The organism is [Borrelia] finlandensis, assembly GCF_000181875.2.
GTDB classification, from domain to species: domain Bacteria; phylum Spirochaetota; class Spirochaetia; order Borreliales; family Borreliaceae; genus Borreliella; species Borreliella finlandensis.
In genome coordinates this window covers 71,139-96,772 of the sequence record NZ_ABJZ02000005.1, presented here as the reverse complement: position 1 = coordinate 96,772, position 25,634 = coordinate 71,139, and the positions used below count along the sequence as shown (strand labels likewise).

Below are 25,634 nucleotides of genomic sequence, written 5' to 3'. Positions count from 1 at the left end.
GTTAATTTGCAAGTTAAAATATTTTGATTAAATAAATTTTATTGTTATTAGGAAAGAATAAAAGGAATAAGTTTGAATTATGAAGAAATATGTTTCTTATGAGGAGATAAGAATTAATGGATTTAAGCTTGCTTATAAAATTTATAAAGATGGATTTATTCCAGATATTATGTATGTCTCTCTGAGAGGAGGAGCCTATCTTGGCAATATTATTAGCGAATTTTTTAAATTTGTAAAAGTAGATAAACCTCTTTTATATGCTGCTGTTGTTGCTAGATCTTATGATATTTTTAATGAGCAAAAAAAGATAATGATAGATGGCTGGACTTATGATCCAAAATATTTAAGGGCAGGCGATAAAGTTTTATTTGTTGATGACATTTTTGATACGGGTCGTACTATTGTTTATTTGAGAAATGAAGTTTTAAAAAAAGGCATAGAGAGTAAAAATGTTAAAATAGCAGTTTACGATTATAAGGATCATGGATTTGTAGATTATATCCCTGATTATTATGTTAATAAATATAACCAAGAAGAATTAAATACTTGGATTCATTATGGAAATCATGAGCTGACAGGATTAAATGAAAGTGAATATAAGAATAGTTTCAAATACATAGATGATGAGCTTAATGAGATTTTAAAATTTTTGGCAAAAAATAAATCTTAATTATTGTCCTCTATATATTCTATTAAAGTGTATCCCTTTGTTTTTAGCATTTTAATTATTATTCCTAGATTATCTTTTAATATTGGGCCGATTAGCATGTGAGTTTTTTTGGTTTTAACTGGAAATTTATTAGCATTTTTAATTTCTTGAAAGTTATCATCTTTATAGTTAGGATAAACTTTAACGTAACTAGTTTTTGTAAAATTTATATCATTTGCAGTTTTTTGGTTGATATTATTGCCTAAATTTCTGTTGGGGTAATTAATTTTTTTTGATTTTTGTATGTATATATTGGAATTTATATTTTTTTCTCTTTTTGTATCTCTTTTTAAAATTGATTCTTTTTTAATTTTTTTGTTGTTTGAACTTGAATCGTAATTTTTAGAATTTTTTTTTATTTTTGTTTCTACGTTTGAAAATAATTCCAATTTATTGTCTGATTTTTCATCTTTTACTGAAAATAATCTTGTTGTAAAAAGAAGGAGTAGCATTAATTTGTAAAGTTTTGGTAATTTCATCTTTTTGTTTCCTTTCTTTTGATTAAAAATAAAGATTTTTAGGGGTCCTTGGGAATGGTATTGAATCTCTTATGTTAGATATTCCTGTTGAGTATTGCACCAATCGTTCAAGCCCAAGTCCAAAACCAGAATGAGGAGCCGAACCAAATCTTCTTAGATCAATATACCAGTTTAGATGTTCAATGTTTAAGTTTAATTCTTTTATTCTATTTTCTAATTTTTGCAGGTCATCTTCTCTTTCGCTTCCCCCTATAATCTCTCCAATTTTTGGAACAAGTATGTCCATTCCTTTAACAGTTTTATTGTCTTTATTTGCTTTCATGTAAAATGCTTTGAAATTTTTTGGATAATCAATGACCACTACCGGTTTTTTAAAAGTCTCTTCTGTTAGGTATCTTTCGTGATCTGTTTGCAAATCTATTCCCCAGTAAGGCTTTATTTCAAAATTTTTTTTTGAGTTTTCAAGAATTTCAATTGCTTTAGTATAGGTAATAACCTCAAAATTTGAATTTATTACATTTTCTAGTTTTTTAATTAAACCTTTTTCAATGTAATTTTCTAAAAAATCCATATCTTGTGAGCATTCGTTTAAAATTGAACTTAAAAGATATTTCAAGAGATCTTCTGCTAGGGCAATATTGTCGTTAAGCTTATAAAAAGCCATTTCTGGTTCTATCATCCAAAATTCTGAAGCGTGGCGTGTGGTGTTAGAATTTTCTGCTCTAAATGTTGGTCCGAATGTATATATTTTAGATAAAGCCATTGCGTATGCTTCCCCATGCAATTGGCCAGTGACAGAGAGAAAAGCTTCTTTTCCAAAAAAATCGTCTTTAAAATCAATATTGCTAGGCGCATTGTTTAGTTTATTAAATTTTAGTGTGGAAACTCTAAACATTTCTCCAGCACCTTCCCCATCATTTGATGTAATTATTGGTGTATTAATATAAAAAAAACCATTTTTTTGGAAATATTCATGAATTTTGTATGAAATTTTATTTCTTACCCTCGCAATAGCTCCAAATGTGTTGGTTCGTATTCTTAAATGGGGTATTTCTCTTAGAAATTCAAAAGAATGTCTTTTCTTTTGCAATGGGTAAGTTTCTGGGTCTGTTTCTCCGATTACATTAAAACTATGTGTTTTTATTTCATAATTTTGCCCTTTTGCAGGACTTTCTACTAATAGGCCCGTTAACGATATACTTGTTCCTGTTGTTAATTTTTTTAGATCTTTTTCACTAAATTGATTTTCTTCTTCGTTTATTACAGCTTGAATTCCTTTAAGCGTTGAACCATCATTAATTTCTATAAATCCAATTTTGCCGTTACTTCTTTTGGTTCTAATCCAGCCGTTTATTGTAACATTGCTGTTTAAAATTGGGTTTTTTAAAATATCTTTAATGCTTGCAAACATTTTATTTATCATCCTAAATACTTAACTTATTAATATTGTTAAATCAATTTTATTATAGCTTAAAACTTTTTTTTAAAAAAACATTTAACAATTTTTATTATTTTAATTCTTGATATTAACTTTGTTAATATTTATACTTTACTTTTTAGGGGTGATTATTATTTTGTAATGAAAAATTTCAAAGAAGTAATAATTATTTTTGATTCAGGAATAGGAGGGCTTTCTTATTTTAAATATATTAAAAGTAGAATAGGGGAATGCCAATATGTTTATGTTGCCGATAATAAAAATTTCCCTTATGGAGAAAAAAGTCCTGAATATCTTTTAGAAGCAGTTTTGTTTTTGATTGAGAAACTTAAAAAAATCTATAATATTGGTGCATTAGTTTTGGCTTGTAATACAATTTCTGTTAGTGTATACAATAAATTAAATTTTGTTTTTCCAGTAGTCTATACTTTGCCAGATGTAAGTTCAGTTTCAGATCTTGTTTTAAAAAGAGTTCTTTTGATTGCAACAAATACTACTCTTGAAAGCAAATTTGTTAAGGATCAAGTAAATATACATAATGATTTGATTGTAAAAGCCGCTGGAGAGCTTGTTAATTTTGTTGAATATGGAGAGAATTACAAAAAAGATGCTCTTAGATGTTTAGAAGCTTTAAAATTTGAAGTTGTAAATACTGGTAGAGAAATTGTTTTTCTTGGATGCACGCATTATTTGCATCTTAAGGCAATGATAGAAGATTTTTTAAAAATTCCTGTTTATGAGAATCGTGAATTAGTGGTAAAAAATCTTATTAGATCAATGAATTTTTCTGAGCATAAAGGTAATTATTATAAGAATGATTTTGATTTTGTAGATGATGAGTTTTATTTGACCGAAAATAAAAATTTAACTTTTTATCAAAATTTTTGCAAAAAATATAATCTCCGCTTTAAGGGAATGATAGTTTGAATTATCTTGAATTTGAAGTTATTTGGGGAGTTAATAACATATATTCTATTTTAGAGCTTAACAGTAAGTTAATTTATGAAGGAATTTTTAAAGGTAAGGTATTAGAGACAGGTTGCAAGGAGTACAGTCCTTTAGTTCCAGGGGATATAGTCTTAGGATATATTTATAGTTCTCGCAAAGTGTATATTGATAAGCGATTAAGTAGGAAAAATATTCTTTGGCGTTACAATAAGAAAGCAGATCTTAGACAGACAATTGTTTCTAATATTGATAATGTTTTGATTGTAAGTTCTGCTAATTTTCCTGAGATGAAAAATTTTTTTATTGACAGAGTTCTTGTTGTTGCAGAAGAACAAAATATTGTTCCTATTATTGTGATTAATAAAATTGACAAAGGAATAAGCCAAAAGGCACAAGAATTTTCTGAAATTTATGAAAATCTAGGATACAAGGTTTTAAAAACTTCTGTTAAAACTTCTGAGGGCATTAAAGAAGTAAAAGAGGTTTTGAAAAATTCAAGAACTTCTTTTATTGGCCAGTCTGGCGTTGGTAAATCTTCTTTGATAAATTTGATTGATTCAAGAGCTTCTCAATCGGTAAATGAAATTTCACATAAGTATTCTAGGGGAAAACATACTACCGTTTATTCAATATCATTTCATTCTGAGAGCGGAATAATAGTTGATACTCCAGGAATAAAGGAGTTTGGAATTGAAACATTGCCCTTTGAGAATCTTAAGTATTATTTTAAAGAGTTTGAAAATTTTGCTAGTTTTTGTAAATATAAATCCTGTTTGCATGTTAGCGAACCTTATTGTTCTGTTACAAGTTCTTTGGATAATGGGATTTCTAAACTTAGATACGAAAGCTATTTAAAGATTTTGTCAGAGCTTAAAAATTATAAAAATTATGCAAGATGAACAAGATAAATATTTAAAAAATATTGACTTTTATGAAATTTTATCTTTAGTATCTAAATACGTTACTAATCCGGACACTGTTAATTTACTAAGTAATCAAAAAATATTAAAAACAAAAGAAAGTTTAGAGAAAATATTTTCCTTTGTAAGTCTGATTAGAATGCTTTTTGAAAGTTGTAAAGGATATCCAAATTCTTTTATAAATAGTTTAAAATATCCCATTTCATTATTATCAAAAGAAAATTCAAGAGTTTCTATTGAAAATTTGAGAGATATTATAGTGTTTTTAGATGAGGTTTTAAGAATAAATTTATTTTTGCATAAAACTAGCGATATCAAGCATCTTAATGTTCAGATTTTATCTGATTTATTATTTTTAAACCCAGAGCTAAAAAATTTGCTTAATGAATTGAAAGAATATATAGATGTTGATGCTCTTGAATTGAAAAGTGGTGTTGTAAAAGAATATGATTCGATTGAATTTGAAATTAAAAATTTAAATAGGCGAGTTGAAAATCAGATAAAAAAAATAATTAGTTTAAACACAGAATATTTGACTTCTAATTTTGTTTATTATAAATCGAATAAATATACTCTTGCTCTTAAGTCTAATTTTAAAGGCAAAATTAAGGGTAATATTATTTCTATTTCTTCATCGGGTGAAACATTTTATATTGAGCCAAACGATATTGTAAGTGATAACAACAGGTTAAATTATTTGAGCTTAGAAAAAGAAAGAATAATTTTGAAAATTTTACTAAATCTTTCTGCTAAAGTTCATAGCAACATTGTTCTTTTATATAATCTTTATAATAATTTTTTGTATTATGATTCTTTAAAAGCACGAGCGATTTATGGAATCAAAACTAAAGGGGTATTTCCCGAGATTTCAAATGTATTAAATATTTTTGATGCACATCATCCTTTGTTAAAGGATTCAAAGGCAATAACTTTTACTCCTGCTGAGAATCGTGTTGTAATTATTACTGGTCCTAATGCTGGTGGAAAAACGGTAACTTTAAAGACAATTGGACTACTTAGTGCAATGTTTCAATTTGGGATTCCTATTGTTGTTGGTGAGTCTAGCACTTTTAAAATTTTTGATAACATTTTTATTGACATTGGAGATGAGCAGTCAATTTCTAATTCTCTTTCAACTTTTTCAAGCCATATGAGCAATATTTCTTATATTTTAAAACATACTACAAAAGATAGCCTTGTAATATTTGATGAATTTTGCTCAGGAACAGACATTGATCAAGGGCAGGCGCTTGCTATTTCAATTCTTGAATATTTGATCAATATTAATTCTTATGTTTTAATATCAACTCATTATAATGCTCTTAAATATTTTGCATATACCCATAAAGGTGTTGTTAATGCTTCTATGCGGATGGATTTAGAGACAATGCAGCCTAATTATAATTTAATTTTTTCCATTCCTGGTGAAAGTTATGCGTTTAATGTTGCTAGCAAGGCTTTGATTGACAGGAGCATATTAATTCGTGCTAATGAAATTTATTCATCTCAAAAAACAGAAATTAATGAAATTTTAGAAAAATTAATAGAAAAAGAAAAAGATTTGCTTTTAATTAAAGAAAGTATGGATAAGAAATTAATCCAAATAGAATTGCAAGAAAAAGAGCTAGAAAATTTTTATCAAGATCTTTTATTAAGGGAAAAAAATATTGAGACACAGCTTTTAAATGAGCAGAATGAATTTTTAAAAAATTCAAGAAAAGTTTTAGAAAATTTGGTTAGAGAAATAAAAGAGGGCAATATTAATGTTGCAAAGAATAAAGCTTTTATATCAGATTTGGAAAAAAATATAGACCTCAAGACAAATAAAGTGAATTCTCTTAACAATAAGAGAAATGTGTTTGCAGATTTTAAAATAGGAGACAGAGTTAGAATAGTTAATTCTAATGCAAAAGGAAAAATAGTCGGGATTTCAAAAAAGAAGATCACCGTTAATGTAGGTGCTTTTAACGTTAGTGTTTCTGGCTCAGAGATATCTTTGGAAAACTTTAAAGAAAAAGAAGAGAATGGAAAAAATTTTAACTTTTTAATTGATTATAATAAGGAAAATTTATTAAGTTTTACCATTGATATTAGGGGTATGAGGTCTATTGATGCTCTAGACTTTTTGAATAAGAAAATAGATAATATTATATTAAATGGTATTAATAAATTTGAGATCATTCATGGAAAAGGGGAAGGCCATCTTATGAGAGAAGTTCACAATTTACTAAAAGAATTGAAGTTTGTTAGAAAATATTATTTTGCTCACCCTAGTGATGGAGGGTCTGGAAAAACCATAGTTGAGATTTAATTTAAGTGAATATATCGAAATTTAATGAATTTGAAAATGTATTGTTTCACATTTGCCTTGATGTTGATTTTGTGCTTGAGAATGAATTTGGCAATTCTTATGATATTCACCCCAACAGGCCCTTTAGGGGTAAGGCTGCAAATGGTCTTTTAGATGGTCTTTTTAGTGTTACAACAACTTTTACGTCAGGCTATGGATCTAAGTTTGGAAGAGGTTATTTGATTATTATTGAGATATTAACTTTAAATTTTGTTGATGATGAATTTTGGGATAAGATAAATAAAAGGGGTATTGAAATCTTTAGAGAAGGACTTAAAAATAAATTTCCAAGCAAAAATCTTGATATAGTGCTTGATGGTAATGTTTATAAAATTATTGGACCATTTTTTTAATGGTTGTAGTATTTTCTAATAGTTGAGAATAAATATATTCTTTAAAGAAGTATTATTGCGCCAACTTGATATGTTTTTTAATATTGTAAAATTTTTGATATTAGAAATTTTTTTTTAAAGTTTTGTTTGCTAATAAGTGTTAAGTTATTATTTTTATCTTATATGATAAGGAGTTTTGATGCAATTTGAAGTAAAGGATCTGATAAATAAAATTAAAAAAGATGGGCTTGAAGAAGCTGAGAGAGCATCTAATGATATTATTTTGAAGGCTAAAAGAGAGGCAGAAGAAATAGTTGCTAGAGCAGAAGAAGCTGCTAGAGTATTAAAGGCAAAATCAGAGAAAGAAGCTAATGATTATAAATGTCATGCCCTTGAAGCTTCTCGTCAGGCAATAAGAGATTTAATTATTGGAGTTGAAAAGAATCTTAAATCTCTTTTTGAAAATGCTTTAAAAGATAATGTGACGGAAGTTTTAAGTGATAATAATTTCTTAGCAGAGCTTATAATTAAAGTAACGGATTCATGGGCTAAGGGAGAAAAATTAGTTATTCAATTAAATGAATCTGATTTTTTTAGTTTAGAGCAGATATTAAGACTAAAGCTTGGCAATAAGCTTAAGGAAGGGATGGAGCTTAGGCCTTTCAGAGGCATAAGCAAAGGTTTTAAGATTCAAAAAAAGAATATTGGTTTGCATTATGATTTTTCAGCTGAAACTATTGCAGACATTCTTTTTGATTATCTTAATCCAAGATTTAAGGAAGTTATAAAAGTGATCTAGGAGACTTTTGTGTTGGATTCATATTATTATGTTTTATCTTCTTTGCCTTATATTGATTTAAAATCTTTGAAAAATTATAGTGTTTCAGATTTTTTAAATAATGTCGAAATTTCTTTAAGTAAAAAGGACTTCAATTTTTTAAAAGAGTTGCTAGAATTTAGGGTAGATAGGGGTAAGTCAAGAGTTATTGACCTTTTTCTTGATTTTGAAGATACAATAAGGTATACACTTGCAGCTTTAAGGGCAGAAAAATTGGGATTGTCTAAGGATTTTTATTTAGAATCTACTTATTTTTCAAGTTACTATCTGAGTATTTTGAAAAACATCTGCTTGAAAGAAAATCCTTTTGAAATAGAATTAAGTTTTGACCTTCTTAAGTGGCAATTTTTAACTGATCTTGAGGTTGGGCATGAATTTGATTTTGAAAAATTAATAATTTACTTTTTAAAGTTAAGGTTATTTTTAAGGCATAATTTATTTAAAGAAAAATTGGGTATTCAAAATTTTGACAATATTTGTAAAAATTTAATTGATAAAACTAATGAAAAAGTTTAGAAAAGGAATTTAAATGAATACAAAAGGAAAAGTCGTTGGAGTTAATGGAAACTTAGTTACTATTGAGGTAGAAGGTTCAGTTTCTATGAATGAAGTTTTATTTGTAAAGACTGCTGGTAGAAATTTAAAAGCAGAAGTAATTCGTATTAGGGGCAATGAAGTTGATGCACAGGTTTTTGAATTAACAAAAGGGATATCTGTTGGAGATCTAGTTGAATTTACAGACAAACTTTTAACAGTTGAACTTGGACCGGGCCTTTTAACTCAAGTATATGATGGGCTTCAAAATCCTTTGCCTGAATTGGCTATTCAATGTGGATTTTTTTTAGAAAGGGGAGTATACTTAAGGCCCTTGAATAAAGATAAAAAGTGGAATTTTAAAAAAACCTCCAAAGTTGGAGACATCGTTATTGCAGGAGATTTTTTGGGTTTTGTAATTGAGGGAACTGTTCACCATCAAATAATGATTCCATTTTATAAAAGGGATTCTTATAAAATTGTGGAGATTGTAAGTGATGGCGATTATTCGATTGATGAGCAAATTGCTGTAATTGAAGATGATTCTGGTATGAGGCATAATATTACAATGTCTTTTCATTGGCCTGTTAAAGTTCCTATTACTAATTATAAGGAACGCCTTATTCCTAGTGAACCTATGTTGACTCAAACTAGAATTATAGATACATTTTTCCCAGTTGCCAAAGGTGGAACTTTTTGTATTCCAGGGCCTTTTGGAGCAGGAAAAACGGTTCTTCAGCAGGTTACAAGTCGAAATGCTGATGTTGATGTAGTGATTATTGCAGCTTGTGGTGAGCGAGCAGGAGAAGTGGTAGAAACTCTTAAAGAATTTCCCGAATTAATGGATCCAAAAACTGGTAAATCTTTAATGGACAGGACTTGTATTATTTGTAATACATCTTCAATGCCAGTTGCAGCTAGAGAAGCTTCTGTTTATACTGCTATTACTATTGGTGAGTATTACAGGCAAATGGGCCTTGATATTCTTCTTTTGGCAGATTCAACTTCAAGATGGGCTCAAGCAATGAGAGAAATGTCTGGTCGCCTTGAGGAAATTCCTGGTGAGGAGGCTTTTCCGGCATATCTTGAGTCTGTTATTGCTTCCTTTTATGAAAGGGCAGGCATTGTAGTTCTTAATAATGGGGATATTGGATCTGTAACAGTTGGTGGCTCTGTAAGTCCTGCTGGTGGTAATTTTGAAGAGCCAGTTACTCAAGCAACTTTAAAAGTTGTAGGAGCATTTCACGGGCTTACAAGAGAAAGGTCTGATGCTAGGAAATTTCCAGCTATTAGTCCTCTTGAATCTTGGAGTAAATATAAAGGCGTTATTGATCAAAAAAAGACCGAATATGCAAGATCTTTTTTGGTGAAAGGTAACGAAATTAATCAAATGATGAAAGTTGTTGGAGAAGAAGGCATAAGTAACGATGATTTTTTAATTTATTTAAAATCCGAGCTACTTGATTCATGCTATTTACAGCAAAATTCATTTGATTCTATTGATGCTGCTGTTAGTTCAGAGCGTCAGAATTATATGTTTGATATAGTTTATAACATTCTTAAAACTAACTTTGAGTTTTCTGATAAGCTTCAAGCAAGAGATTTTATAAATGAGTTAAGGCAAAATCTTTTAGACATGAATCTTTCTTCTTTTAAGGATCATAAGTTTAATAAGTTGGAGCATGCTTTGGGTGAATTGATAAATTTTAAAAAGGTAATTTAGGGGGGGGGTTGGAGAAATATATATATGAAAAGAGTCTATAGTAAAATAGAGTCTATAGCAGGCAATGTAATAACTGTTACAGCTCAAGGTATTAAGTATGGTGAGCTTGCTATTGTGAAAGCAAAAGATACAAGTTCTCTAGCCGAAGTAATTAAGCTTGATCGAGAAAAAGTTTCTCTTCAGGTTTATGGTGGTACAAGAGGTGTTTCCACGTCAGACGAGATAAAGTTTTTAGGGCATTCAATGCAGGTTTCATTTTCTGACAATTTGTTGGGTAGAATTTTTGATGGTTCTGGGAATCCTAAAGATGGGGGCCCTTCTCTTGATGATAATTTGATTGAAATTGGTGGGCCTTCTGCAAATCCTACAAAACGTATTGTTCCTAGAAATATGATAAGGACAGGGCTTCCAATGATAGATGTTTTTAATACTCTTGTTGAATCTCAAAAATTGCCAATTTTTTCTGTTTCTGGTGAGCCTTATAATGAGCTTCTTATAAGAATTGCACTTCAAGCAGAAGTTGATTTAATAATTCTTGGCGGAATGGGACTTAAGCATGATGATTATTTAACTTTTAAAGATTCTTTGGAAAAGGGAGGTGCTTTAAGTAGAGCAATTTTTTTTGTTCATACCGCTAATGATTCTGTTGTTGAATCTTTAACTGTTCCCGATATTTCACTTTCTGTTGCTGAAAAGTTTGCTCTAAAGGGCAAAAAAGTTTTGGTGCTTCTCACAGACATGACAAATTTTGCTGATGCAATGAAAGAAATATCTATTACAATGGAACAAGTGCCTTCTAACAGAGGTTATCCCGGGGATTTATATTCTCAGCTTGCATATCGTTATGAGAAGGCTATTGATTTTGAAGGTGCAGGATCAATTACAATACTTGCAGTTACAACAATGCCGGGTGACGATGTTACTCATCCTGTTCCTGACAATACTGGATACATTACAGAAGGCCAATACTATTTAAAAGGCGGCAGAATAGAGCCTTTTGGGTCTCTTTCAAGACTTAAGCAAATGGTAAATAGTAGAACTAGAGACGATCACAGGACTATAATGGATTCAATGATCAAGCTTTATGCATCTTCAAAAGAGTCTGTAGAAAAAAAGGCTATGGGGTTTAATATGACTAAGTGGGATGAAAAATTGCTCAAGTATAGCAATATGTTTGAAAGCAAGATGATGGATTTGTCTGTTAATATTCCTTTAGAAGAGGCTTTAGATTTAGGTTGGAGCATTCTTGCTAGTTGTTTTAGCCCAAAAGAAACGGGAATAAAAACAGATCTTATTGAAAAATATTGGCCTAAAAAAGAGACTTATTGATTATGTCTAAAATTAAATTGACCAAAAATGATCTTAAAAAGCAAAAAGACGAACTTAAAATGTTTAAGAGATATTTGCCTACTTTGCAGCTTAAGAAGCATCAGCTTTATATGGAAATTGTTAAAATTGAGAATTCTTACAAGATCAAAAATCTTGAGCAACAAAAACTTAAGGAGAATATTTCTAATTGGATTTCTCTTTTTAGTGAAAAATTTCCTTTTGAGAGTTGGATTCAAGTAAAAACAGTGGTCAAAAAGTCTTTAAATATTGCTGGAGTTGCAATTCCTATATTCGATTCTATTGAATATGAAGACATAAGGCATGATTTACTTTTTACTCCTTATTGGGTAGATAAGGGGATTGAGATTCTTAAAGTTGTGATTCAAATTGATGTAGAACTTAAAATTTTAAAAAAACAGATTGATTTGCTTTTAAGAGAGTTTCGAATAACATCTCAGAGGGTTAATTTATTTGAGAAAGTTATGATACCAACAGCTAAGGCTAATATAAAAAAAATTAATATATATCTTGGAGATCAGCAAACTTCGGCTGTTGTAAGAGGCAAAATTGCTAAATCTAGTTTGATAAAAAAAAATAGGAACAGCTTATGATTGTAAAAATGAAAAAAGTTTTACTTTTAACTTTATCAAAATATAAAAAAGAGTCATTAGAGATTTTAAGAGATTTTGGAGCAGTTCATATTAATTCTTGCAACAAGAATTCAGATTCTTTAAAAAAAAGCATTGATGATAGACGAATTTTAATGCAAGCTTTTTCCCTGCTTAAAGAAGATGGAGGTGTTAAAGCTTTAAAATCTTCTAATGGAAATTTTTTAGATATTGCAAAAAGCATAGTCAATTTAGGCAATGAAATTAAAGAATTTCAAGATATTAAACGATCTTTATTACATGAAAGGAATTTGATTTCTGTTTGGGGAAATTTTTCTTTAGAGAATATTGACGAATTAAAAGAGTCTAACATTTATATTCAATTTTTTAAAATCCAAAAAAGTGAATATAAAAATTTATTAAGAGACCCTAATGTCAATGTGCTTTTGATTAAAAATGTAAAAAACACTTCTTATTTTGTGAGTGTTGGTGAGTTTGAGCAAAAAATTGAAATTGCCGATGAGTTTAAATTTAATTTTGATCTTTATTATATTAATAATAAATTAAAGGTTGTTGATGAGATTTTAGATCAAAAATTAACACAAATTTCTCTTTTTAATAAATATATTGATATTTTAAGAGATGAGATAAAAAATTACGATCAAATCGTAGAGTTTGAGCAAGTTTTAGCTGATATGCAAACTGATTTTGAAGATTTTTCGTATATTACAGGATTTGTTCCAGCTGAAAGTCAAGAATCTCTTAAAAGCGCAGTTTTAAAAGCAGGTTTTGCAGCGCAATTTGCAGATCCTGAAGAAAATGATATTATTCCAACTTATATAAAAAGAAAAGGAATTGCCAATTTAGCTGCACCCATTTTTAATATTTTAGAGACAATTCCTGGGTACAAAGAAAGGGATATAAGTTTTATCTTTATGTTATTTTTCTTTGTGTTTTTTGGTATGATAATAGGTGATGCAGCTTATGGAGTGATATTTTTTTTGATAGGAATTTTGCTTAGTTTGAGTTTTCTTCTTAAGGGCAAGCCCTTAACGCCATTTCATGGGTTAATATTTTATCTGAGTGTATCATCGATAATTTATGGTGCTATGACTGGGACTTGGTTTGGTAGTCCTTTAATTCTTGAAATGTTTCCTATTTTAAATTCATTTAAAGTTAGTTATTTGACAGAGAAAAATAGTGTACAAAATATTATCTTTATCTGTTTTTCAATAGGGGTTTTGCAAATTTCATTGGCGCATGTTTGGAATTTTTTCAGACAGGTAAAAGAAAAGCCCCATATTCATTCAATTGCACAGATTGGTTGGCTTATGTGTATAGTTGGACTTTATTATCTTGTTTTGAATTTAATACTAAGTCAATCTAGATTTCCCATGTATAATGTTGTTTATAATGTAATATATTTTGGCGTTGCACTTGTATTTGTTTTTGGTAAGCAAGATGGTTCAAATTTTTTCAAGTGTATATTGAAAAGTTTTGGGGGTATTATAGAACAGTTTTTAACCACTGTGTCGGGGTTTGCAGATATAATATCTTATATTAGACTTTTTGCAGTTGGGCTTGCGGGGCTTTCAATATCAGCAAGTTTTAATACTATGTCAATACCTTTGTTAAAATCTTCTAATATTGGTCTTATAGTAGCTGGAATTATTGTCATACTTTTTGGGCATGTTTTAAATATAATGTTATCTTTGCTTTCAGTGATTGTTCATGGAGTAAGGCTTAATATGCTTGAATTTTCAAACCATTTAGGGCAAGAATGGAGTGGATGTGCTTATAGGCCTTTTAAAAAAATGAAAAAATAAATAAAAAGGAGTACTTATGGATATAGGTTTAATAGGGGTTAATTCAGCTTTAACAATCTCAGCAATAGGTTCTGCGTTGGGTATGGGGGCGGCAGGTAGTGCTGCTATTGGAGCATGGAAGAGATGCTATATGCAAGGAAAGCCAGCACCATTTTTATTGATCGTTTTTGTTTCAGCACCATTGACTCAAATAATATATGGATATATTTTGATGAACACGTTATATGAGGTAATGATGCAGACAAATCCATGGTTGTTGCTTGGAGCTGGTATTGGTGGTGGGCTTGCCATTGCTGTTTCTGGGTTTGCTCAAGGTAAAGCGGCAGCAGGTGCTTGCGATGCATTTTCTGAAACTGGGAAAGGATTTGCCACATATCTATTAGTTTTAGGATTAATAGAATCTGTTGCTCTTTTTGTAATGGTATTCTTAATGATATTTAAGTTTGTTTAATTTTGATTTATTATTTCTTTTAATATTAAATTTTCTCGTAATTTATGAGTTAATTTAATATATTTATTATTATGAGAAATGTGGTTTTATTTTTTTTTGCTTTGCCTTTTTCTATTTCTTTGAATTCTTCAAGTAATAAAAATTTTCCGTATTGGATTTTACTTGAAAAAGGCAGGCAATTTCTTTATTCTAAATCTGAATTTAGTAAGTCTAATCTTACACATGCTATTAATTATTTGCAGGAAGCTTTGCTTAGAAAAGGCGTTTATCCTGAAGCTAGTTATTATTTGTCAGTAGCTTATGGTATGTCTGGCAATGCTATTCTTGAAAAATTAAACCTTTACAAGTCTTTTGAAGACAGATATTATTTACTAGATGAATCTTTTGAAAAAAAAATACTTTTTTCTTTAGCTAAAATGGCTGAGCTTGAGAATAATTATGTTGATACTATTGATTATTTGAATGACATATTAAATAAGTTTTCAACTAAAAAAGATTATTATAGTTATCATGATTATTCTCAAGGCGAAAATAGTATGCCAAACAATGAACTTAATGCTTCATTTTATTTGACTTCTTATTTAAAACAAGTAAGAGGAGCTTTTGGTATTGATTTTACTTTTAATCTTTACAGATTTAAAAACTACAATGTTATTGATACTCATCAATTATTGTCAAAAGTTTATTTGCACTTAAAAGCTTATGAACTTTCAATTACTCATGGACTTATAGCTGCAGTAGGAATTTTAACAAGAATGTATGATTATGTTTGTTATTATGAACCTGTGTATCAGTTTAAAAATTTAAGGTCTTTTGTTCAAAAAATTAATAAGTACAAGGCAATAAAAAATGCTTTTGAATCTACAGATTTTTGGGAAATAGTTTATAATGTTGCTACTGCTACTTATGCATATTCTAATGGCAATTATAAATTTAGAGCAATAGATACTTGGAAATTAATAGTAGATCTTGCACCAAGGTTTTCTCCTTATATTGCGAAATCAAGAAGTCAAATTAAAGATTCTGTATATTTAAAAAAAAATAATTTTTAAATTTTGACTTGTAGTTCAGGGGGGAAGTAGTATTAGTATTCGTAAGAAAAACTTTTGCATTATTGCACACATTGATCATGGTAAATCTACATTAGCTGATCGATTTATTCAAAAGGCTAAAATAATATCTGATCGTGATTTTAAAAGTCAAATGCTTGACAGTATGGATATTGAGCGAGAAAGAGGAATTACAATTAAAAGTCAGGCAGTAACAATTACCTATAAAAGTAATGATGGTGATTTTTATGAGTTAAATTTTGTAGATACTCCAGGCCATGTTGATTTTTCTTATGAAGTCTCAAGGGCAATTTCATCTTGTGAGGGTGCTCTTTTATTAATTGATGCAAGTCAGGGAATACAAGCCCAAACAGTTTCTAATTTTTATATGGCTTTTGAGCATGATTTAGAAATTATTCCCGTTATTAATAAGATAGATCTTCCAAATGCTAATGTTGATTTTGTAAAAAAGCAAATAAAAAATGATTTAGGATTAAATGAAGAAATTGCTATTTCGATTTCTGCTAAGAATGGAATAGGAATTGATGATTTGCTTGAAGCTATTTGTAAGTATGTGCCATCTCCTAGGGGAAGTATTAAGGATCCATTAAGAGCATTAATTTTTGATTCTCATTATGATTCTTATAGAGGAGTTGTTGTTCACTTTAGGATTTTCGAAGGACAAATCAAAACGGGCGATAAGATTAGGTTAATGCATACTAATAGCGAGCATTTAATTGAAGAGATCGGAATTTTTAAAATATCACTTGAAAGAAAAGATACCTTAGAAGCAGGAGATGTTGGATATTTTATTGCAGGAATAAAAAATATATCAGATGTGAAAATTGGAGATACAGTAACACTTTGTGATTTCCCCGCATTATCTCCTCTTGAGGGATTTAAAGAAGTTAAGCCTGTAGTGTTTTCTTCAGTTTATCCTGTTGATGCTAATCAATATGATGATCTTTTAAAGGCAATGGATAGATTAAAGCTTAATGATGCATCGTTAACATTTGAAAAAGATTCATCATCTGCTCTTGGGCATGGTTTTAAGTGTGGATTTCTTGGTCTTTTGCATTTAGAAGTTATTCAAGAACGCATTGAGCGTGAATTTAATTTAAATGTGATATTGACTTCTCCTTCTGTTAGATACAAAATAATTCCTAAAAAGGGAGAATCTTATTTTATTGAAACTCCTGAGCAATTTCCCGGAAATGAAGCTATTGAAAGCGTTCTTGAACCTTATATTAAGGCCAATATTATTGTTCCTACAGAATTTTTGGGCAATATTATGAGTGTGTGTTTATTGAAAAGAGGAGTTCAGACGAACTTAATTTATCTTGATACTAAGCGTGTTGAACTTATTTATAAAATGCCTCTTTCTGAAATCCTTTTTGATTTTTATGATAAAATTAAATCCGTGAGCCGTGGATATGCTTCTTTTGATTATGAGCTTTTAGATTATGAATATACAGATTTGGTAAGATTAGACATATTAGTCAATGGAGATAGAGTTGATGCGCTCTCTCAGTTGGTTTTTAAAGATAGCGCCAGAACTAAGGCTATTGGGATTTGTAAAAAGTTGAAAGATGAAATAGCAAGGCAACAATTTAGAATAGCCATTCAAGGTGCTATTGGCTCTAATGTTATCGCTCGAGAGACAATCTCTCCTGTTAGAAAAGATGTTACTGCCAAGTGTTATGGTGGTGATATTACTCGTAAGAGAAAACTTTTGGAAAAGCAGAAAGAAGGTAAAAAGCGAATGAAGATGGTGGGAAATGTTGAGATTCCACAAAGTGCTTTTCTTGCGGTTCTAAAATCCAATGATAATTAAATTTGTTTTTAATTTTTAAAGGTATGTGATTGGCAAAGCCCTTAGAAATGCGATAGAATATTTTTATCATTACTTATTTAAAATTAGTTTTGTATATAGTTTTAATTTATATGGAGTAATTATGCTTAAGTCTAATAAAGTTGTTCTTATTGGAGCTGGTGGGGTTGGTTCAAGCTTTGCGTATGCCTTGACAATAGACAATTCACTTGTACATGAACTTGTAATTATTGATGTTAATGAAAGTAAGGCAAAAGGGGAGGTCATGGACCTTAATCATGGCCAAATGTTTTTAAAGAAGAATATTAATGTATTGTTTGGGACTTACAAAGATTGCGCTAATGCAGATATTGTTGTAATTACAGCAGGACTTAATCAAAAGCCTGGTGAGACAAGACTTGATTTGGTTGATAAAAATTCTAAAATTTTTAAAGATATTATAACTAATGTTGTATCTAGTGGTTTTGATGGTATTTTTGTTGTTGCAAGCAATCCTGTAGACATTATGACTTATGTTACAATGAAATATTCCAAATTTCCTATTCATAAGGTTATTGGTACTGGGACTATTCTTGATACTTCAAGACTTAGATATTTTTTAAGTGATCATTTTAATGTGAACACTCAAAATATACATTCATATATTATGGGTGAGCACGGTGACAGTTCTTTTGCTACGTGGGATGAAACAAAAATAGCAATGAAGCCCTTGTCAGAATATCTTGCTGAAGGCAAAATAACTGAGTTGGAGCTTGATAAAATTCATAAAAAGGTTGTGAATGCTGCTTATGAAGTTATTAAGTTAAAGGGGGCAACTTATTATGCTATTGGACTTGGTATTAAGAATATTGTAAATGCAATAATTGGAGATCAAAATGTTATTCTGCCAATATCTTCTTATATTAATGGTCAGTATGGGGGATTGATTAAAGATATTTATATTGGAGCACCTGCTATAGTCTGCAAGGAAGGAGTCAAAGAAGTTTTAAACTTTAAGATAAGCCCTAAAGAGCTTGATAAGTTTAACAGTTCTGCTAATCAGCTTAAAAGCTATATTGATAAAATAGAATTTTAGTATTAAGACCCCAAATATTTTGGGGGGTTTTCATTTTTCAAGCATATTTTCTCCGTTTTTTCTGTGTTCAATTGCTTCAAGCAATGCTTCTCTTGAAATATGTTTTTCTTCCTTTAAATCGGAGATTGTTCTTGCAATTTTTAGTATTGAATGTGTTGCTCTTGAAGATATGTTGAGTTTATTTAAAATGTAAATCAAATCATTTTTTAAGATTGCACTTAATTCGCAAAATTTTTCAATATGATCGGAATTAAGATCAGAATTTTTATTTATGTTTGCAAAATTTTCGTATCTTATATTTTGAATATTTCTTGCTTTTATTATTCTTTGTTTTATTTCACTTGAACTTTCGCTTGTTTCGCTGAGTAATTTTTCATTATTAATTGCTCTTGTTGGAACTCTAATATCAATTCTATCAAGCATTGCGGCTCCAAGTTTTTTCCAATAATTTGAAATTTCTTGTTGTGAGCAAAAACAATCTGTATTTTTTTTCCCAAGATTTCCACAAGGACAAAGATTCATTGCAAGCATTAATTGGAAGTTAGCGGGGTATTTGAATAATTTAGAGCTTGCTCTTGAGATTGAAATTGATTTGTCTTCAATAGGTTCGCGTAAAGATTGTAGGATAGATTTTTTGAATTCCAAAGCTTCATCTAAAAATAGTATTCCGTTGTGGGCAAGAGACACTTCTCCAGGTAAAGGATTGGGACCTCCACCGATTATTCCTTCTTTGCTAGCAGTGTGGTGGGGATTTCTAAAAGGTCTTTGTTTTATTATTTTTCTGTCTATTAATTTCCCAGATATTGACCATATTCTGTTTGTTTCTATAAGCTCTTTGTTTGTAAGTGGGGGAAGAATAGATTGGGCACATTTAATACTAAGTGTTTTTCCGCTTCCAGGTGGACCAAATAACATGATGCTATGTCCACCGGCAATTGCTATTTCAATTGCTCTTTTTGCCCTTTGTTGTCCTTTTATGTTTTTAAAGTCATAATCTATAATATAATCTTTTTCAATTATTGATTGAGGCTTAGTATTTGTTCTTGGGGGGAGTATATTGCTGTTTAATTGTTCTATTATTTTTATAGTTTCTTTTAAATCTTTAACACCCCAAATATTTAAACCATTTATTAGGCTAGCTTCTTCTAAATTTTCAAAGGGAACTATTGCAAATTTTATTTCCTTTTCTTTGGCAAGTGCAATAGCCGGTAAAACCGCTTTTATCGATCTTATTTTGCCATCTAATTGCAATTCTCCTAATATTAAGATTTCTAAATTTTTATTATCTTTGCTTTCTTGGATTTTAATAATACTAATAGCGATCGAAAGGTCAAAAGCTGTTCCAAGCTTTTTAATTCCAGCTGGTGCAAGATTGATTAATATTCTATTTTTGGGGAAATGAAAATTTGAATTTTTGATAGCTGATTTTACTCTTTCTCTTGATTCTTTAATTTCACTCCCAGCAAGTCCTACGATATCAATTCCAGAAATTCCTTTTTTAATGTCTATTTCAATCTCAATTAGTTCTCCTTCATATCCGATTGATGAGTGTGAATAGACTTTCATCTGATAGTTCTCCTTAAAGGCTTATGGCTTTCCAAACTATCTTTTAATGATTTGTATGGCAGCAAAAAGCAGTCTTTTCTATTTGTATTTGTAAATACGTTAAAAATTTTTAAACTTACGTCAATTTCATCTAGATTTGCAAAATCACTGTTTATCACTTTTTGCACTAAATTTAGGATTTCGGGTTTTGGTTTGTTATTGCACAATTTATTTAAAGCGTTTGCGCTTGCAAGTAAAACTATGCATCCAGATGCATGATGTTTTAAATTAAATTTCCCATTATTGGTTTCTATTATTTGGAATAAAATTTGGTCTCCACATTTAGATTTATGTTTGAAATTCTGGTTTGCTTCTACTTTTATTATGTAATTATTTACTTTACTTAACCTTATTAATTCTTTTTTAGTTTTTTCAGTGAGCATAATTTAATTTTATTTTCTTTGATTTATTAAATCAATAATAAAAGATAATATAAAGATTTTTAAATAAAAAACTTTAAAAATATAGTATACAGTTGAAATTATTTTTATATTTTTAAAAATTAAAACAATTCTTATTAATCCCAAAATTAAAGTTAATCAAAAATATAATTTTTGATTAACTTTGTTAAGACCTTTATTTTATAAATTTTTATGAAAGTTCTTTTATTACCTTTTTTAATCCCAATATGAAATTATCAATTTCTTCTTGTGTATTATAAAAATAAAAGCTAATTCTTAAAAGATGGTTTTTATTTAAATTTTCTGGGAAAAATGCCACATAGGAACAAGTTCTTCCGGCTCTGGTTGCTATTCCCATTGTATCTAGATATGTTTCAATATCGTGAGAGTGAATATTTTTTACTGTAAATGATATTATTGAATTTCTTTTAAGATTTGTATTTAGTATAAATTCAACTTCATCAATCTCTTGTAATTTTTTTACCCCATATTCGATTAACTGCTTATCATGCTCTAAAATAAAATCCATAGAAATATTATCAATATATTTTATTGCCTCTTCAAGTCCAATAATTCCTGCAATATTTGGGGTTCCCGATTCAAATTTATTGGGAGAATCAGATGCTTTAAATTTAATTTTTTCATTTTCTATAAATATTTCTTCTACAGTATTTCCCCCCAATTTTGAGCTGTGAAGTTTTTCAACCATATTATTTGAAATATATAAAATTCCTATTCCTGTTGGAGCAAGCATTTTATGTCCAGAAAATACCAAAAAATCACAGCCAATTTTTTTAACATCTATTTTTATATGAGGGGCCATTTGTGCAGCATCTACAAAAAGACATATATTGTATTTTTTTGCGATTTTTCCAATAGATTCCAAATCATTAATGGTTCCTAAGGTATTATTTATTCCTGAAATACTGATGAGCTTTGTTTTTTCTGTAATAAGTTTTTCAATTTCTTCAGGGGTAATAATTCCCATTTCATTGAATTTAGCTAATTTAATTTTTAAATTAGCTAAATTTGCAAGATTTACCCAGGGTAGCAAATTGCTGTTATGTTCAAGAGTTGTAAGAATAATTTCATCTTTTTTTTTAAAGTATTTTGAATAAAAAAATGAACTTGCAATGGTATTAATTCCATCAGTAGTTCCAGAGGTGAATATTATATTTTTTGCAGATTCTGCATTAATGAAATTTTTTACAAGTTCTCTTGTTTTTTCTATTTTTATGCTCGATTGAATTGCAAATTTATGTCCGCTTCTGTGTACATTTGCGTTGTAATTTTCATAATATTCAACGTTAGAATAAATTACGTTTTTGGGCTTTTGAGAGGTTGCTGCATTATCAAAGTAAATTATATGCTTATTGTCAAATTTTTTATTTAAAATAGGAAAATCTTTTCTTAAAAATTTAACCTTTTCGACATTGCTGTTTATTTGTTTGAAATCCATAATCCTTATAAGTTCCTTTATTTTAATTTTTAGCTTTTAATTATTATATCATTATTTTTTATTTCAAAAGAAAAGTTTAAAATGATTATTAATTAATAATCATTTTTTTTTAATTGAAATTTATTTTTATATAAATTTTGTTTATTGGCTATGTTTTTTGATTATGATATACTCGTTTATATGAAAGAAGTAATTTATAGGTTTGAAAAAGCCGAAGATTATAAATTAGTTCCTGTTAATAATATTTATGGGAATGTAACTAATACAGGAGAAATTTTTTGTGATCTTGTTTTTGAATCCACAGAGATTTCTGAGGAGATTGCTTACACAAAAACCAAAGAAGGTGTTTTAGAAGAGGCTTCAAAAGAATTTAAAAGTGGAGAAGAGGGAAAAATAGTATTAATCAACTCTTTTATAGGGATTTCTATTACAAAGACCACTGCTAGAAATATTGCGTATTGGCTTTTAAAAAAAGTTGATGAATTAGAAGACAATGAATAGTAGTAAAACATCTGAAGATAGAATTAAGATTTATTTATCTAAGCTTAAGAAGCATAGAAATAAAATTTTAAGCAAAAAGAGTATTAAAAATATTATTGAAGTATCAGATATTTCTGATAATGACATTGAAAATATGGGTCTTCACTTTAAAAGATCTTATGCGAGAGCCAAAAAATTTGTTGATATAGGCAAGATAGATATTGCTTTTAGAGAGCTTGAATCTATCTATTTTTATTCTCTTCACGACAAGTCAATGTTTAGTTTATTTTTTTTTCTTTTTAAAGAAGTTGCTGATAAGGTAAATACTAAAGAATCTAAAAAAAAAATGATCCATGTAACTTTACAAGCAAAAGAATTTGGAATAAGAGATGATTTAGATTTAATCGACTATTATGAATTTAAGAAATCCAAGAACAGGATGTTAATATTAACCATAAGCTCTATCTTGATATTTTGTATTTCTTTGATTACTTACAGATCTTTTCAGGGTTTCATGAGTATGAACGGGAATGGTGCAATGGCTTTAAAAGAAAAATTTGCTCCCTCTTTTACATCGCAAGGCCTTCCTCCTATTACTATGGCTACGGATTTAGTAGTTGAAGCTGTTAATCTTATTTCAAGTCCCAAAGATCTATATTACATAGAAATAGAGGACGCTAAAGTTTTGGTATTTGAAGATGCGCATTCGTATCAGCTTAAAGCTGGGATTATCTCAACAATGCACCCTGTTAAAAAGATTTCCTACAGAGTTACAGTTTACGATGATCTTGGCAAATCTGTGTTTAATCAGATTTTTTCTAAAGAAAGTGATTTTTCTGCAAAATGGGGTAAAGATGTTTATATTCCAATTGATGTTATATCAAGCATACCAAGAGCTATTGATGTTAATCCTAAAAAAATAGTATTAGATATCATTGACATTGATTTTTTTGAGAATGTTGATGATAAAATTGGTGTAAATCTTGACTCAGATTCTTTTATATTAAAATTTAAATATATTGGAAATTATTTTCAAAAGTCTTTTGGGATTTGCAAGGCAAATACTGTTATAGAAGTTTTCAATTCTTCAAAAGATGTTGTTAAAAATTTGGAGATTGAAATTGGTTATATTGATAAGGAAGGTAGAATCATTAGGTCTTTGAGACGCAAATTAATTTCTTCTGCCAATTCTTTTTTAAAGTCTAAATCCAAGCAGAGTTTCACAATTAGTACGATTTTCCCAAATGAGATTTATCCTACAATTGAAAAGGATTTTTCTTCTATTAAAATTTATAATGTGATGATTAAATAAAGTTTTAAGCTATCTTAAGATTTCTTTTTCTTTTAGATTTGAGACAATGTTAAGCGGAATCAGTGTAGTTAAAATGTTTATTAACATATAAAGGCCAAGAAGTGTTAAGCCAAAGCTTAGGCTTAAATGTATTTGAAATTCAGATACATAATATTCTGAGTTTAATATTTCAGAATTTTCTTCTCCAAGTATTTTTAAAAAAAAGTTTAAAACATTGTCAACAAAGTTTATTAAATAAGATATTTTAAGTGTTAAATAATTTCCAATTATTATTCCAATTCCACAAAAGGCAGTGCTTAATGTGAGCGATATCAAAAGAAATATTATTTTTATATTTAAATTACTCATTCCAATTGATTTTAGTATTGCAATTTTCTTTTTATTTTCAAAGATAAGCATTGAAAGGGACGAAGATATATTGATGCTTGCGAATATTATAATCAAAGCCATAATGAATATTAAAAGTTTTTTACTTATATCTAGATTATTGTATTTATTTGAGTAAAGTTCATAGAATGTTTTTATTTGGAATTCTTGAAATTCGGTTTCTAAATTCTGCTTTAAGATTTCATTATTTTTTATGGAATTGGAATTTATTTTAAGTCCAATTATGCTTTTTGAAAATTTTTTTGACATTAAATTCTCGTTTTCAAAAGAAATCAATACCAAATTATTATCAATATCTTTTAATCCGGTTTCAATTATTCCCGAGATATTAAATTTTTTTATTCTGGGCATTATTTTATCATTTTTTGTATTTGGAATCAAAATATCAATTTTTTCATTAAGATTTAAATTAAGTTTATTTTTGATTTGATTTGAAATGAGTATAGAATCCTTTTTTAAATTTTTAGTACCTTTTATTAATTTTATTGATTTGTTTTCTAATATGAATTTATTTTCTATTGCTCTTATTAATACACCTTGTTTTTTATTGTTTCCAATAATTCCATAGGTTCTTTTCTCGAAAAAATAATTTAGATCCTTATAATTATATTTTTTTTTCAATAAGCTTAATCTGTCTTTTAAATAATGAGTTCTATTTGTTTCGTTGTATTCTATTTGCATTGAAAATCCTTCACTTTCAATATATTTATTAATAGTAGAAGTCATGATGTTGCTAGACATATAGTAAACAATAATTAATGGGATCATTACTAAACTTAATGATATTCCAGAACCTATTAAAGCTATTTTATTTGTTGAATTTTTGAAAATTAAATATGCAATTTTTGTAATTTCTGGTAGCCTTAGTATCATAATTTTTTCAATGTCCTATCTTTGAATTCGTATTTTGAATCTGCTTTGTTTGCAAATTGTGGGTTGTGACTAACTAGTATTAAGGTTTTTTTAAAATTTTTTGCTGTATTGATAAGTAGATTTTCTACAGTTTTGGCTGTGCTTAAGTCTAAATTTCCCGTGGGTTCATCACACAATATTATATTAGGTTCATTGATTAACGCTCTAGCAATAGCAACCCTTTGTGATTCGCCCCCTGAGAGCTCTGAAGGGTAATGATTTGCTCTGTTTTCTATTTTTAATATTTTCATTAGATCTAAAGCTTTTTTATTTATTGTTTCTTTTGTTTCTTGGCCTGAGATAATTTGGGGTAAAATTATATTTTCAATTACACTAAATTCATTTATTAAATTATAATTTTGAAATACTAAGCCTATTTGTCTGTTTTTGTACAAACTTAATGTTTTTTCATTTGTATTTTTCAAAAATATTCCACACGATATTATCTCTCCGGAATCTATTTTATCAATTCCTGAAATCATGTTAAAAAGAGTCGATTTTCCACAACCACTTTTTCCTTGAATTGAAATAAATTCACCTTTTTCTACAGTTAGGTTTAGATTTTCTATTACTTGAATTTTTGTTTTATTTTTTTTATATGCTTTGCAAAGATTTTTTATAATTAATATATTCTCCAT

24 protein-coding genes are annotated in these 25,634 nt (G+C 28.6%); 17 read left to right on the top strand and 7 right to left on the bottom strand.

What is annotated here, in order from left to right; translation table 11 throughout:
• The first annotated feature begins 79 nt into the window (after window positions 1-79).
• Window positions 80-670, top strand: a complete 591-nt coding sequence (locus tag BSV1_RS01685; RefSeq protein ID WP_008882511.1) for a phosphoribosyltransferase — start codon at window positions 80-82, stop codon at window positions 668-670.
• Here BSV1_RS01685 and BSV1_RS01680 read toward each other — a convergent pair.
• Together BSV1_RS01680 and asnS are read right to left on the bottom strand one after the other, a co-directional pair.
• Window positions 667-1,188: a hypothetical protein gene (locus tag BSV1_RS01680; RefSeq protein WP_008882699.1), complete on the bottom strand. Its 522-nt coding sequence runs from the start codon at window positions 1,186-1,188 to the stop codon at window positions 667-669. The two genes, BSV1_RS01685 and BSV1_RS01680, sit on opposite strands and share 4 nt — an antisense overlap.
• A gap of 22 nt (window positions 1,189-1,210) precedes the next feature.
• The gene (gene asnS, locus BSV1_RS01675; protein WP_008882798.1) at window positions 1,211-2,599 is read right to left on the bottom strand and encodes an asparagine--tRNA ligase; all 1,389 of its coding nucleotides are present in this window, start codon (window positions 2,597-2,599) and stop codon (window positions 1,211-1,213) included.
• Window positions 2,600-2,767: 168 nt separating this feature from the next.
• Between asnS and murI the strand changes: the two genes are divergently transcribed.
• From murI to BSV1_RS01605, 14 genes are all read left to right on the top strand, one after another.
• Window positions 2,768-3,553 carry a glutamate racemase gene (murI, locus tag BSV1_RS01670; RefSeq protein WP_008882716.1) on the top strand — a complete coding sequence of 262 codons (786 nt, stop codon included), beginning with the start codon at window positions 2,768-2,770 and terminating at the stop codon, window positions 3,551-3,553.
• Window positions 3,550-4,473, top strand: a complete 924-nt coding sequence (gene rsgA / locus BSV1_RS01665; RefSeq protein ID WP_008882364.1) for a ribosome small subunit-dependent GTPase A — start codon at window positions 3,550-3,552, stop codon at window positions 4,471-4,473. Before murI ends, rsgA begins: the two co-directional genes overlap by 4 nt.
• Entirely contained in the window at window positions 4,463-6,805 is a 2,343-nt protein-coding gene (locus BSV1_RS01660; RefSeq protein WP_008882823.1) for an endonuclease MutS2, read from the top strand. The genes rsgA and BSV1_RS01660 overlap by 11 nt, the downstream gene beginning before the upstream one ends.
• A 5-nt stretch (window positions 6,806-6,810) precedes the next feature.
• Window positions 6,811-7,197, top strand: a complete 387-nt coding sequence (locus tag BSV1_RS01655; protein WP_008882625.1) for a hypothetical protein — start codon at window positions 6,811-6,813, stop codon at window positions 7,195-7,197.
• 178 nt (window positions 7,198-7,375) lie between these two features.
• Window positions 7,376-7,975 (top strand): V-type ATP synthase subunit E, encoded by a 600-nt coding sequence (locus BSV1_RS01650; RefSeq protein WP_008882568.1) that lies wholly within the window; start codon window positions 7,376-7,378, stop codon window positions 7,973-7,975.
• Window positions 7,976-7,984: 9 nt separating this feature from the next.
• Window positions 7,985-8,530: a hypothetical protein gene (locus tag BSV1_RS01645; RefSeq protein ID WP_002661908.1), complete on the top strand. Its 546-nt coding sequence runs from the start codon at window positions 7,985-7,987 to the stop codon at window positions 8,528-8,530.
• Window positions 8,531-8,543: 13 nt separating this feature from the next.
• Entirely contained in the window at window positions 8,544-10,271 is a 1,728-nt protein-coding gene (locus BSV1_RS01640) for a V-type ATP synthase subunit A (RefSeq protein WP_002656082.1), read from the top strand.
• Window positions 10,272-10,295: 24 nt separating this feature from the next.
• A complete protein-coding gene (locus tag BSV1_RS01635; protein WP_008882586.1) occupies window positions 10,296-11,600 on the top strand; it encodes a V-type ATP synthase subunit B in 1,305 nt (434 codons plus the stop codon).
• A 2-nt stretch (window positions 11,601-11,602) separates the two neighbouring features.
• Window positions 11,603-12,211 carry a V-type ATP synthase subunit D gene (locus BSV1_RS01630; protein ID WP_008882795.1) on the top strand — a complete coding sequence of 203 codons (609 nt, stop codon included), beginning with the start codon at window positions 11,603-11,605 and terminating at the stop codon, window positions 12,209-12,211.
• The gene (locus BSV1_RS01625) at window positions 12,208-14,034 is read left to right on the top strand and encodes a V-type ATP synthase subunit I (protein WP_008882839.1); all 1,827 of its coding nucleotides are present in this window, start codon (window positions 12,208-12,210) and stop codon (window positions 14,032-14,034) included. The genes BSV1_RS01630 and BSV1_RS01625 overlap by 4 nt, the downstream gene beginning before the upstream one ends.
• A gap of 16 nt (window positions 14,035-14,050) precedes the next feature.
• Complete coding sequence (locus BSV1_RS01620; protein ID WP_008882539.1) at window positions 14,051-14,485, top strand: ATP synthase subunit K; 435 nt, start codon at window positions 14,051-14,053, stop codon at window positions 14,483-14,485.
• A gap of 71 nt (window positions 14,486-14,556) precedes the next feature.
• Window positions 14,557-15,537 carry a hypothetical protein gene (locus BSV1_RS01615; protein ID WP_008882446.1) on the top strand — a complete coding sequence of 327 codons (981 nt, stop codon included), beginning with the start codon at window positions 14,557-14,559 and terminating at the stop codon, window positions 15,535-15,537.
• Window positions 15,538-15,568: 31 nt separating this feature from the next.
• Window positions 15,569-17,368: a translation elongation factor 4 gene (gene lepA, locus BSV1_RS01610; RefSeq protein WP_162470429.1), complete on the top strand. Its 1,800-nt coding sequence runs from the start codon at window positions 15,569-15,571 to the stop codon at window positions 17,366-17,368.
• A 121-nt stretch (window positions 17,369-17,489) separates the two neighbouring features.
• Window positions 17,490-18,440 (top strand): L-lactate dehydrogenase, encoded by a 951-nt coding sequence (locus BSV1_RS01605; protein WP_008882358.1) that lies wholly within the window; start codon window positions 17,490-17,492, stop codon window positions 18,438-18,440.
• Between the two features lie 30 nt (window positions 18,441-18,470).
• On the opposite strand, the gene BSV1_RS01600 is transcribed toward BSV1_RS01605, so the two are convergent.
• From BSV1_RS01600 to BSV1_RS01590, 3 genes are all read right to left on the bottom strand, one after another.
• A complete protein-coding gene (locus BSV1_RS01600) occupies window positions 18,471-20,006 on the bottom strand; it encodes a YifB family Mg chelatase-like AAA ATPase (protein ID WP_008882454.1) in 1,536 nt (511 codons plus the stop codon).
• Window positions 20,003-20,428, bottom strand: a complete 426-nt coding sequence (locus BSV1_RS01595; protein WP_008882655.1) for an iron-sulfur cluster assembly scaffold protein — start codon at window positions 20,426-20,428, stop codon at window positions 20,003-20,005. The genes BSV1_RS01600 and BSV1_RS01595 overlap by 4 nt, the downstream gene beginning before the upstream one ends.
• Before the next feature lie 208 nt (window positions 20,429-20,636).
• Entirely contained in the window at window positions 20,637-21,905 is a 1,269-nt protein-coding gene (locus BSV1_RS01590) for a cysteine desulfurase (protein WP_008882802.1), read from the bottom strand.
• Between the two features lie 180 nt (window positions 21,906-22,085).
• On the opposite strand from BSV1_RS01590, the gene BSV1_RS01585 reads away from it, so the two are divergent.
• Both BSV1_RS01585 and BSV1_RS01580 read left to right on the top strand, forming a co-directional pair.
• Window positions 22,086-22,406, top strand: a complete 321-nt coding sequence (locus BSV1_RS01585) for a hypothetical protein (protein WP_002656160.1) — start codon at window positions 22,086-22,088, stop codon at window positions 22,404-22,406.
• A complete protein-coding gene (locus tag BSV1_RS01580; protein ID WP_008882576.1) occupies window positions 22,399-23,697 on the top strand; it encodes a hypothetical protein in 1,299 nt (432 codons plus the stop codon). Before BSV1_RS01585 ends, BSV1_RS01580 begins: the two co-directional genes overlap by 8 nt.
• A gap of 9 nt (window positions 23,698-23,706) precedes the next feature.
• Here the strand turns inward: BSV1_RS01580 and BSV1_RS01575 are convergent, their stop codons facing one another.
• Together BSV1_RS01575 and BSV1_RS01570 are read right to left on the bottom strand one after the other, a co-directional pair.
• Complete coding sequence (locus BSV1_RS01575; RefSeq protein WP_008882378.1) at window positions 23,707-24,957, bottom strand: ABC transporter permease; 1,251 nt, start codon at window positions 24,955-24,957, stop codon at window positions 23,707-23,709.
• Complete coding sequence (locus tag BSV1_RS01570; RefSeq protein WP_008882413.1) at window positions 24,954-25,634, bottom strand: ABC transporter ATP-binding protein; 681 nt, start codon at window positions 25,632-25,634, stop codon at window positions 24,954-24,956. The genes BSV1_RS01575 and BSV1_RS01570 overlap by 4 nt, the downstream gene beginning before the upstream one ends.

Excerpts from the sequence above, each read along its gene's own strand:
- BSV1_RS01685 (WP_008882511.1), top strand. The coding sequence starts at position 80 with ATGAAGAAATATGTTTCTTATGAGGAGATAAGAATTAATGGATTTAAG.
- BSV1_RS01680 (WP_008882699.1), bottom strand. The coding sequence starts at position 1,188 with ATGAAATTACCAAAACTTTACAAATTAATGCTACTCCTTCTTTTTACA.
- asnS (WP_008882798.1), bottom strand. The coding sequence starts at position 2,599 with ATGTTTGCAAGCATTAAAGATATTTTAAAAAACCCAATTTTAAACAGC.
- murI (WP_008882716.1), top strand. The coding sequence starts at position 2,768 with ATGAAAAATTTCAAAGAAGTAATAATTATTTTTGATTCAGGAATAGGA.
- BSV1_RS01660 (WP_008882823.1), top strand. The coding sequence starts at position 4,463 with ATGCAAGATGAACAAGATAAATATTTAAAAAATATTGACTTTTATGAA.
- BSV1_RS01650 (WP_008882568.1), top strand. The coding sequence starts at position 7,376 with ATGCAATTTGAAGTAAAGGATCTGATAAATAAAATTAAAAAAGATGGG.
- BSV1_RS01640 (WP_002656082.1), top strand. The coding sequence starts at position 8,544 with ATGAATACAAAAGGAAAAGTCGTTGGAGTTAATGGAAACTTAGTTACT.
- BSV1_RS01635 (WP_008882586.1), top strand. The coding sequence starts at position 10,296 with ATGAAAAGAGTCTATAGTAAAATAGAGTCTATAGCAGGCAATGTAATA.
- BSV1_RS01630 (WP_008882795.1), top strand. The coding sequence starts at position 11,603 with ATGTCTAAAATTAAATTGACCAAAAATGATCTTAAAAAGCAAAAAGAC.
- BSV1_RS01625 (WP_008882839.1), top strand. The coding sequence starts at position 12,208 with ATGATTGTAAAAATGAAAAAAGTTTTACTTTTAACTTTATCAAAATAT.
- BSV1_RS01620 (WP_008882539.1), top strand. The coding sequence starts at position 14,051 with ATGGATATAGGTTTAATAGGGGTTAATTCAGCTTTAACAATCTCAGCA.
- BSV1_RS01615 (WP_008882446.1), top strand. The coding sequence starts at position 14,557 with ATGAGAAATGTGGTTTTATTTTTTTTTGCTTTGCCTTTTTCTATTTCT.
- BSV1_RS01605 (WP_008882358.1), top strand. The coding sequence starts at position 17,490 with ATGCTTAAGTCTAATAAAGTTGTTCTTATTGGAGCTGGTGGGGTTGGT.
- BSV1_RS01600 (WP_008882454.1), bottom strand. The coding sequence starts at position 20,006 with ATGAAAGTCTATTCACACTCATCAATCGGATATGAAGGAGAACTAATT.
- BSV1_RS01595 (WP_008882655.1), bottom strand. The coding sequence starts at position 20,428 with ATGCTCACTGAAAAAACTAAAAAAGAATTAATAAGGTTAAGTAAAGTA.
- BSV1_RS01590 (WP_008882802.1), bottom strand. The coding sequence starts at position 21,905 with ATGGATTTCAAACAAATAAACAGCAATGTCGAAAAGGTTAAATTTTTA.
- BSV1_RS01585 (WP_002656160.1), top strand. The coding sequence starts at position 22,086 with ATGAAAGAAGTAATTTATAGGTTTGAAAAAGCCGAAGATTATAAATTA.
- BSV1_RS01580 (WP_008882576.1), top strand. The coding sequence starts at position 22,399 with ATGAATAGTAGTAAAACATCTGAAGATAGAATTAAGATTTATTTATCT.
- BSV1_RS01575 (WP_008882378.1), bottom strand. The coding sequence starts at position 24,957 with ATGATACTAAGGCTACCAGAAATTACAAAAATTGCATATTTAATTTTC.
- BSV1_RS01570 (WP_008882413.1), bottom strand. The coding sequence starts at position 25,634 with ATGGAGAATATATTAATTATAAAAAATCTTTGCAAAGCATATAAAAAA.